Raw genomic sequence first — 8,439 nt, 5'->3', positions numbered from 1 at the left:
CCGGTGCGCCGCGCCGCTTCCAGGACGTGGTGCGTACCGAGCACATTGGCTTCGAGCAGAACCGGAAGCGGCGCGGCGCACCGGGATCGAGCGGGTGGTGCTGGCGAGCAGTAACCGCGCGACGGGCTTCTATCCGGCCGGGCATCTCACCGGGCCGCGGGAACCGGCGCGCCCCGACGGGCTGTACGGGGTGAGCAAGGTGGCCGTGGAGGCTCTTGGGCAGCTGTACGCGGACAAGTTCGGGCTGTCCGTGGTGTGCCTGCGTATCGGCAGTTTCGAGGATGCGCCCACCGAGCCCCGGCATCTGGCGACCTGGCTGAGCCCGCGCGACGCCATCGGCTTCGTCCGGGCCGCGCTGACCGCCCCGGCGTCCACGCGTTTCGCCACGGTGTACGCGGTCTCCGGCAACACCCGGCGCTTCTGGGAACTCCCCGACCCGGCGGTGCTGGACTACGTCCCGGTCGACGACGCGGAACGCCACGTCGGCGACATCCCCGGCTCGGACCGCCCGGCCGACCCCGCCGCACCCCAGGCCGGTTCGTACGCCCTGCCGGAGTTCACCCTCGAACACCTCCGGCCCTGACTCGCTCATGGCCGCCCTGGGCCCCTCTCGGGCGGCCACGTGCTCACGCCGCTGCGACGAGGACCGCCGAGAGAGCCAACAGGCCGAGCCCGGCGAGCAGACAGTCGACCGCGGCCCGGATGAGGCGGAACTTCCGCGTGGCGAGTTGGGCCATGAACCGAACATGTTCCACCTGGAAGCCGGAGGCCAGCCGCTCGCTCAGTTGGTCGTCGCTCAACGCGGTCCAGCTGGTCCAGTCGTTGCCCCCGACGTGCGGGCGCACCGCGATCAGCAGGATCACGGTCGTGGCCAGCAGCGCGGCGGTGCCGAGGGCGCCGGTCACGGCGGCCGGGACGGTCGGGTGGAGGTCGGGCGCCATGGAGCCCAGCGCCACGAGCGCGGCTCCGGCCAGGGCGAGGAGCAGGCTGGCCTTGGATTCGGAGCGGGCCAAGTCGGCCTGTAAGGACGTCATGGTGGCGGCGATACGGTCTTGTGCGCGGTCCGGTCGCAGGTCAGATGTGGTGGTTGCCATGGGTGTGCCCTCTCCCGTCGCGTCGGCGGGTTCGTCGAGCGCGGTCTGTTGCGAACCCTGCCGCATGAGGGTACGAGGGTACGGCGGGTAGTCTGACCAGCGCAGTTGTCGAGGGGGCGCGCATGAACACCGGCCAGCACACGGGCCAGCTGGCAGTCCGGTTCGAACTCATCCACAGCGGCCCGGCTCAGGGCCGCCTGAGGAGGCGGCCCACCCATACCTGGGCCGGGACCGTGCCCGGTTATGGGCCGGTCGAGCTGGTGTGTCCGGCGGAGGAGGACCTGCTCCGGGAAACCGTCACCGCCTGGGTGTCGGGACACGGGATACCCCCCATGTCCTTCACCGGTGTCGAGTTCCGCGATCTGCCGCGCATGGCCATGATGACCCTGACCGCCGACGCGTGGACGGGCAAACTGGCCCGTCGCCACCTGGCGGTGACGGCGCGCGGGCGGGCGCTGCGGATCGCGATCGCCGAGCGCTCGTACCGCTGTCAGGTGCTCGGCAGCAAGCTCCGGCACGAGCTGCGGCGTGAGGGAGCCGTCATCACGATGTCGCGCTCGTCGTGGCGGTATCCGGGCACCATCTCGGGTGCGGGGCAGGGGGGTTTCGACGGGCTGGACATCGGGCTGGCGATCCTGCTGGAGGGCGTCTACACGCGCAATCTCTCGTTCAGTGGCGCGCTGTATTCGTGGCCCGGACGCTTTCTGAGCCGGCTGGACGACATCCCGGATTTCTGAATCACGGCTGCCGCGCGTACAGGGTGGCCGCCTCGGCCGCCTTACGGGCCAGGGCCTGGCGGAGTTCGTCGGGGGCGAGGACTTCCGCGTCGGCGCCGAACATCAGCAGCGCCTCGGCGGCGCCGAGCGACCGGAAGCGGAGCTCGACCAACTGCCGTTCCGGATCGCCGCTGTCCGCTTCCGCGGCGGGCCGCGGGGCGTCAGGGACTGGGGCCAGATCGGCTTCGTGGATGCGCAGGAATCTGGCCAGGACCTCCCGCCTGACGCCGACCGTGACGGACACGGGGGCGGGGATGTCGTCGATGCGGCGGCGGAGGGTGTCCCATACGTCGGTCAGCTCCAGGCCGTCGCGCCGCTGGGCGGGCTGGTCGAGGACGGTGGCGGATACGGTGCGGTCGGCGCGGAACAGCTTGGGCTCGCCGCGGTGGTCGGCGACGAGGTACCAGACGTCGGCCTTGCTGACCAGCCCGTACGGGTCGAGGGTGTACGAGCGGACGCGGCTGTCGCGGCCGTGCCGGTAGCGCAGCCGCAGGCGCCGGTCGGTGAACACGGCCTGCTGGAGGACGGCCAGGTCGGCGCCGGGGCGCGAGGGGCGGCCGCGCCAGCGGGCGGGGTCGATCAGGATGCGGCGGCTGGTCAGGTCCGCGTCCGGCCGGTGCGGGGCGGGCAGGGCCGCCATGATCTTGCGTAGCGCGGACCCGATGGCCTGCCCCAGGCCCAGGTCGGCGTGGGCGCGGCCGGCCAGCAGCACGAACAGGGCTCGGGCCTCGTCGGCGGTCAGCCCGGTGACGTCGGTGCGGAAGCCGGGCAGCAGGGCGATGCCGCCGTGCGGTCCGCGCGTGGTGTAGACGGGCACACCGGCCGCGGACAGCGCCTCGACGTCCCGCATGATCGTGCGGACCGAGACCTCCATGCGCTCGGCCAGCGCGCCGGCGGGCAGCTGTCCGTGGGTCTGCAACAGCAGCATGATCGAGAGCAGTCGGTCGGATTTCATGGCTTCAAGAATTCCTGCGGTATATGACGCAATCTGTCATATACGGCGCCCAGGATCCAGTGCCGGGCCCCGCACCGGCGACTCACCAGTTACGACAAAGCCTGAGCCGAAGCCCCCTCCCCTACCTCCGCCACCACCACATAGAGCGTCACCGCCGCGAAGAACGGCTCCTCGGCAAGGTGGTCGAGAAAACGCCGCGCCGCCTCCTCGCTGAGGTACCCGGCCGCCGCCGCACGCTCCGCGTTGCGCTGGAAGCCGAGGATCCGGTCGGCCGACCGTACGTCGCGGAAGACGGAGGTGACCGGGACGACCGTCGGCACCGCGAAGCCGGCCTCCGTCGCAAGCCGGGGCAGTTGGCGGCCGATCACGGCGTTGCGGACGATCCGGTCGGTGATGTGGCGGGTGTACGCGCGGGAGACCTCGGGGTCGGGGTGGTCGATGGCCAGCGAGTCCCAGTCGGGCTCGGCCATCACCAGCCGCCCGCCCGGCCGCAGCACGCGCCGCGTCTCGGCGAGGACCTGGGCCGGGTCTGTGACGTGCTGGAGGGTGCGGTCGGTGCGGGCGCGGTCGACGCTCGCGTCCGCGAGGGGGAGGTCGTGGGCGTCGCCGAGCCGTACGTCCACGGCGGGGAGGTCCGCGGTACGCCCACGCGCCCGGTCCACCATCTCCGGGTCGGCGTCGATGCCGATCACCGTCCCGGACGGGGTGACCGCCTCGGCGAGGGCGGCCAGATCGGTGCCGGGGCCGCAGCCCATGTCGAGCGCGGTGTGGCCGGGGCGGATGTCCAGCTCGTCGAGCACGAGTTGCTTGTACGAGCGGCCGACGTCGGTCCCGGCCAGCCGGTCGAGATAGCCGATCCGGTCGGGCACCGCCGCCTCGAACATCCGGTCCGTGACCTCGGCCATGGACCGCAGCTCCCGCTCCAGCACCTCGCGCCCCTTGGCCGTCAGCCGCACCGGGCGCTGGCGGCCCTCCCCGGCCAGGGACTCGATCAGCTCCTTGTCCTCCAGGCGCGTCAAGGCTCCGTAGAGGCTGCCGGGGCCGAGGCGTTCGCCCGACAGCTTCTCGATGGCCGCGTTGATGGCGTAGCCGTGCAGGGGTCCGTCGGCCAGGGTGCAGAGCACCAGCATCTGGGCGTCGTTGGTACGCATGAGGCTCCTCGTCTTCGGCGAACAGGGCGCGCTTCGCGTCCATGATACGCGCCGCGTACTACGCGATGCGTAGTATTCGCCGGAACCGGGCCCGGGCCGCTCTATCCTGGGCCCGTACACACCCGCACACACCCGTGCACCCCCGTACACCCCCGTGCACCCCCCAACCCGACCCGGAGCGACCCCTTGTACTTCACCGACCGCGGCATCGAGGAGCTGGAGAAGCGGCGCGGCGAGGAGGAGATCACCTTCGAGTGGCTCGCCGAGCAGCTGCGCACATTCGTGGACCTGAACCCGGACTTCGAGGTCCCGGTGGAGCGGCTTGCGACCTGGCTGGCCCGGCTCGACGACGAGGACGAGGACGAGTAGTCGAGTAGCCCGCCAGCCGGTGCTCAGGCCGTATAGCCGCCGTCGACGTTGATCGTGGCACCCGTGATGTAACCGGCCTCCGGCCCCGTCAGATAGGCGACGAGGCCGGCCACCTCGCCGGCCGTGCCGTACCGGCCCACCGCGAGGTGCGGGAGAGCGGACGCCGCCCACGGCCCGTCGGCCGGGTTCATATCGGTGTCCACCGGACCGGGCTGGACGTTGTTGACGGTGATTCCGCGGGCGGCGACATCGCGGGCCAGACCGCGGGTGAAGCCCGCCACTCCGGCCTTGGTCAGCGCGTAGAGGCTGCCGCCGGAGAAGGGGACGCGTTCGGCGTTGACGCTGCCGATCGTGATGATGCGGCCGCCGTCACCGATGTGGCGCAGCGCCTCCTGAGTGGCGGCGAACACGGCGCGCAGATTCACGGCGGTGACGTGGTCGTAGTCGGCGTCGGTCATCTCCTCGATCGGCCCCACAAGGCCAACCCCGGCGTTGTTGACCAGGATGTCCAGCCGTCCGAACTTCTCGACGACCTCGGTGATGGCGGCCCGCAGCGCCGCGCGGTCCGCGACGTCCACCCGCACCGCCATCGCCTGACCGCCGTCCGCGATCACCGACTTGACCAGGGCCTCCGCCCGATCCGCCGCGGCGACGTAGGTCACCGCGACCGCGGCGCCCTCCTCCGCGAGCCGGCGCGCGATGCCCGCGCCGATCCCCCGCGAACCGCCGGTGACGATCGCCACCTTGCCGCTCAGCATCCGCGCCGCCTCTGCCATCGGAATCACTCCCTGAGGTATTTTTTGAATGCTCGTTCAAGATGTCAGGCACACGCACACCGCGCAACTGATATCTTGAACGTGCGTTTAAAAAGTGAGGATGGTCACCGCCATGGCGAAGGGACGGCCCCGCGAGTTCGACATCGACGACGCGCTGTCAGCGGCGGTCGCCGTCTTCTGGGCCAAGGGCTACGAAGGCACCACGATGGCGGACCTGTCCGCCGCCACCGGCCTCAAGGCAGGCAGCATCTACGCCGCCTTCGGCTCGAAGGCGGACCTGTTCAAGCGGGTGCTCGACCACTACGCCGGCACGGTCTTCTCGTACGGCCCCAAGGCCCTGGAGGCCGGCACCGTCCGCGAGGTCGTCAGCCGGTGGCTCAGGAGCGCGACCTCGGCCATGACCGGGGAAGCCACCCCGGCCGGGTGCCTGCTCGTCCACGGTGCGCTGGTCACCGGGGACGCCGCGAGCGAGGTGAAGGCCGATGTGTGCACTCGGCGCCAGGCGGGCGAGGTCATGCTGACCGAGCGTTTCGAGCGGGCCCGGCTGTCCGGCGACCTCCCCGCCGGCGTCGATCCGAAAGACGCCGCGCGGTACGTTCTCGCCCTCACCGAGGGCATGGCCGTCCAGGCCGCGTACGGCGCCGACCGCGCCGCCCTGGAGCGCCTGGTCGACCTGGCCCTCGACCGACTGCCATGGGAGCGCACCGAGCCCGGGGCCGGGCCGGGGGCCGGGCCGGCCGGGCTCCCGGCCCAGCCGCCGCCCGGATAGCTCCCGGCTCATCAGTCCGGACCGCCCCGGCTCATCAGTCCAGATAAATGAGCGCTTCCGTCCGCGCGCTGTCGTAACGCTCCTGCCCGGAGCCGACGAGGTGCCGCGACAGCCCAGTGTCGAGGCCGTAGCCGTTCTCCTTGGCCCAGCCCGCGACAAGATGGTTCACCTGCTTCTGGCCGGTGGTGAAGTGATACTCCGTCTCCTGCGCCGCCGCCTGCCCCGCCTGGGCGATCTGGTCTTCCTTCCAGTCGTAGACGCCCGCGTAGAGAATGCGGTAGACGGCGTCCGTGACGAACCCGGTCGCCGGGCCCTTGCCGGCGAGCGAGGCACCGGCACTGGCGGCGGCCTGCATACCGCCGGTGACGACGAATTCGGACGTCTGGGCGTGGTTGGCCCAGGAGACGGCGTCGTCCTTCTTGTCGCGGGCGATATCGGAGCTGATTCCGTCGTAGAAACCGAAGACGGAGGACGCCCCTTCGATGGCCGCGGCGCGTTCATTGGGGCTGGCGAAGTCCGCCTTGGTCAGGGTCCCGGCGGAGTAGAAGCGCTCTGCGTCGTACATATCGCCGAACGCCTTACCGTCCTCCGCCACCCCGCGCATGATGCGGGTCAGGGTCTCCCTGGGGACGGACATATGGGCGTCCTTGGGGTCGCTCGTGCCGTCGTTCCACACCCCGTCCTTGTCCGCGTACGGACCCGTACGGGTCAGGATCTCGTGGGTTTCGGGGGTGTAGTCGACGAGCATGCGGGCCATGTTGTCCCGCAGATTCGGGTGCAGACCGGCCCCCTTACGGCTGTCGTCCAGGAGCGTGAGGGTGTCGTGCATGACGCGGGCCTCGGCATCGGTGTGATACCCGAGGATGTGATCCGTGCCGGGGACGTTTCCGGTGGCCGCGGCTTCGAGCGCGGGCCCCAGGCCGGTACGGCTGTCGGGGTCGTCCCGGTAGTAGATGTCGCCGTCCGGGGTCTGCATCACTATCTTGGGCCAGTTGCGGTCCTGCAGCAGATACTTCAAACGGTCGTTCTCGCCGTGCGCACCCGGATCGAGGAATGCCTTGGCGACGTCGGGCTGCTTGCCCATGATGCCGAGCAGATCATCGAGCGGGTCGGTGGATTTGAGGCTGTGGCCCTCGCCCTTTTGCCACTTGTCCGTCCCGTCCTTCTTCTCCAGGGCGATGAGATCGTTTCCGATGTCGACCATGAACTTCTTCCCATAGCCCTTGCCGTGCGTCATGAGGTTGACGAACGACTGGTAGCCGTAAAGGCTCTCGCCCGGACGCCCGAAATTCTCGGCGCCGACCTTGCGCAGCCCCTCCTGCCACTTCTTGTAGAAGGGGTCGGAGGGCGACTTGGTGGCGGTGGCCAGAGAAGTGGCCACGCCTTCCTGGAGGGCGGTGAAGTCCTTCTTGTCGTCGTCCTTGGCGAGGCTGTTGAACTTGTTGTTCAGTTCGATGGTGGCCTTGGGGCCCATACTGTCCAGGAACGTCTGGCTGAACGCCTTGTCGTGCCGGTTGTCCCGGAACAGCCGCTGGAACTCGTCCATCTCCGTTTTACCGAGCTCATCGCCGGAGTTGAGCTTGGTCGCGAGGTCCTTGGCCTCCTTGGCCTCGACCTTCTCGATATCGCCTTCCGCCGCGCCATTGAACCCATTGACCGCGCCGTCGACGAGATCGGGGTCCGCCACGGCCGCCTTGAGCGCGAGCTTCACTCCCCGGTCGGCGTCGTCGACCGCCTTGACCGCGGCCTCGATATGCCGGGTCCACGACTGCTCGCTGCTGTGCAGATCCGGGTCATGACGCGCGGCATTGGCCTCGGAGGCACTGGCCTTCGCGTAGTCATAGCTGGCGATCCCGGCGTCCGAGACCTTCATACCGGCCTTCACGGCGTCCGCGACCGCCGACTTCACCTTCCCGCGCAGCTCGACGAACTGGCTGTGCGCGTCCCGCAGGATCGAGGCGACGGCGCGGGCCTCTTTGGGCGCCGCGGTGAACTGCTGGTCAGTCAGCTGCATATTGGGGCGCGCGACCAGATGTGACACGCCATTCCAGGTCCCGTCGAGCCCGACCGATTTGACCTTGCTGTCGTAGATCTTCCGGACCGCTTCGAACTTCTTGGCGGCCTCGTCCCATTTCGTGGCGGCCGACTCGAGGAGCGACAGGTCGATGGTCATGACCTGGTGGTACGTGAGCACGAGTTCCCCTTCAGCGGTTCTTCTCAGCGGTTTTCGAGGCGCGAGACGGGGACGAAGACGACGTGTCGTGCGGGCGTGGAGCAAGCGGAACGAACGGCATGATTCCCCCGTGACCAGTCATCAAGCGGAACGCCAGATTCGGCGATTGCACCCTATGAAGCTAGCAGCGCCGCGTACATACCTGGTTCGAAGGTCAGAAGCTTGAGGACGATCTGAGGCGGCAGGCGGCGGCGACCGCAGCAGCGACCGCGTCGGCGACCTCCTCGACGGTGTGCCCGTCGGTGGCGACGCACAGGTCCCCCAGGGCGGCGCGTTCCAGCGCCTCGGCGTCGGCCGCCGCCGCGTCGGCGACCTG

General features: G+C 69.8%; 9 protein-coding genes. 4 read left to right on the top strand and 5 right to left on the bottom strand.

The genetic code is table 11. The annotated features are described in order from the left end of the window. Window positions 1–583 (top strand): NAD-dependent epimerase/dehydratase family protein (locus tag CCN51_RS19940; protein WP_107426013.1); only part of this gene is annotated, 583 nt, incomplete at its 5' end. Between the two features lie 43 nt (window positions 584–626). On the opposite strand, the gene CCN51_RS19935 is transcribed toward CCN51_RS19940, so the two are convergent. After that, window positions 627–1,034 (bottom strand): Pycsar system effector family protein, encoded by a 408-nt coding sequence (locus CCN51_RS19935; protein ID WP_238545369.1) that lies wholly within the window; start codon window positions 1,032–1,034, stop codon window positions 627–629. 182 nt (window positions 1,035–1,216) lie between these two features. Here CCN51_RS19935 and CCN51_RS19930 point away from each other — a divergent pair, with 182 nt between their 5' ends. Further along, on the top strand, window positions 1,217–1,831 hold the full coding sequence (locus CCN51_RS19930; RefSeq protein ID WP_014176500.1) for a hypothetical protein: 615 nt from the start codon (window positions 1,217–1,219) through the stop codon (window positions 1,829–1,831). A gap of 1 nt (window position 1,832) precedes the next feature. On the opposite strand, the gene CCN51_RS19925 is transcribed toward CCN51_RS19930, so the two are convergent. Together CCN51_RS19925 and CCN51_RS19920 are read right to left on the bottom strand one after the other, a co-directional pair. Further along, window positions 1,833–2,825, bottom strand: coding sequence for a helix-turn-helix transcriptional regulator (locus CCN51_RS19925; RefSeq protein WP_014176501.1), 993 nt, complete (start codon window positions 2,823–2,825; stop codon window positions 1,833–1,835). 89 nt (window positions 2,826–2,914) lie between these two features. After that, window positions 2,915–3,976: a methyltransferase domain-containing protein gene (locus CCN51_RS19920; RefSeq protein ID WP_014176502.1), complete on the bottom strand. Its 1,062-nt coding sequence runs from the start codon at window positions 3,974–3,976 to the stop codon at window positions 2,915–2,917. 186 nt (window positions 3,977–4,162) lie between these two features. On the opposite strand from CCN51_RS19920, the gene CCN51_RS19915 reads away from it, so the two are divergent. After that, window positions 4,163–4,345 (top strand): DUF6104 family protein, encoded by a 183-nt coding sequence (locus CCN51_RS19915; RefSeq protein ID WP_014176503.1) that lies wholly within the window; start codon window positions 4,163–4,165, stop codon window positions 4,343–4,345. A 23-nt stretch (window positions 4,346–4,368) separates the two neighbouring features. Here the strand turns inward: CCN51_RS19915 and CCN51_RS19910 are convergent, their stop codons facing one another. Beyond that, a complete protein-coding gene (locus tag CCN51_RS19910; protein ID WP_014176504.1) occupies window positions 4,369–5,121 on the bottom strand; it encodes a 3-oxoacyl-ACP reductase family protein in 753 nt (250 codons plus the stop codon). Between the two features lie 112 nt (window positions 5,122–5,233). On the opposite strand from CCN51_RS19910, the gene CCN51_RS19905 reads away from it, so the two are divergent. Beyond that, window positions 5,234–5,890, top strand: coding sequence for a TetR/AcrR family transcriptional regulator (locus tag CCN51_RS19905; protein WP_106436372.1), 657 nt, complete (start codon window positions 5,234–5,236; stop codon window positions 5,888–5,890). Window positions 5,891–5,924: 34 nt separating this feature from the next. Here the strand turns inward: CCN51_RS19905 and CCN51_RS19900 are convergent, their stop codons facing one another. After that, the gene (locus tag CCN51_RS19900) at window positions 5,925–8,063 is read right to left on the bottom strand and encodes a hypothetical protein (RefSeq protein WP_245881652.1); all 2,139 of its coding nucleotides are present in this window, start codon (window positions 8,061–8,063) and stop codon (window positions 5,925–5,927) included. Between the last annotated feature and the right edge of the window lie 376 nt (window positions 8,064–8,439).

This window comes from Streptomyces milbemycinicus, assembly GCF_002154605.1.
GTDB classification, from domain to species: Bacteria; Actinomycetota; Actinomycetes; order Streptomycetales; family Streptomycetaceae; genus Streptomyces; species Streptomyces milbemycinicus.
This window is presented reverse-complemented; position numbering and strand designations above follow the sequence as displayed.

Coding starts and splice junctions, on each gene's coding strand:
- CCN51_RS19920 (WP_014176502.1), bottom strand. CDS start 3,976: ATGCGTACCAACGACGCCCAGATGCTGGTGCTCTGCACCCTGGCCGAC.
- CCN51_RS19910 (WP_014176504.1), bottom strand. CDS start 5,121: ATGGCAGAGGCGGCGCGGATGCTGAGCGGCAAGGTGGCGATCGTCACC.
- CCN51_RS19930 (WP_014176500.1), top strand. CDS start 1,217: ATGAACACCGGCCAGCACACGGGCCAGCTGGCAGTCCGGTTCGAACTC.
- CCN51_RS19905 (WP_106436372.1), top strand. CDS start 5,234: ATGGCGAAGGGACGGCCCCGCGAGTTCGACATCGACGACGCGCTGTCA.
- CCN51_RS19925 (WP_014176501.1), bottom strand. CDS start 2,825: ATGAAATCCGACCGACTGCTCTCGATCATGCTGCTGTTGCAGACCCAC.
- CCN51_RS19900 (WP_245881652.1), bottom strand. CDS start 8,063: ATGACCATCGACCTGTCGCTCCTCGAGTCGGCCGCCACGAAATGGGAC.
- CCN51_RS19935 (WP_238545369.1), bottom strand. CDS start 1,034: ATGACGTCCTTACAGGCCGACTTGGCCCGCTCCGAATCCAAGGCCAGC.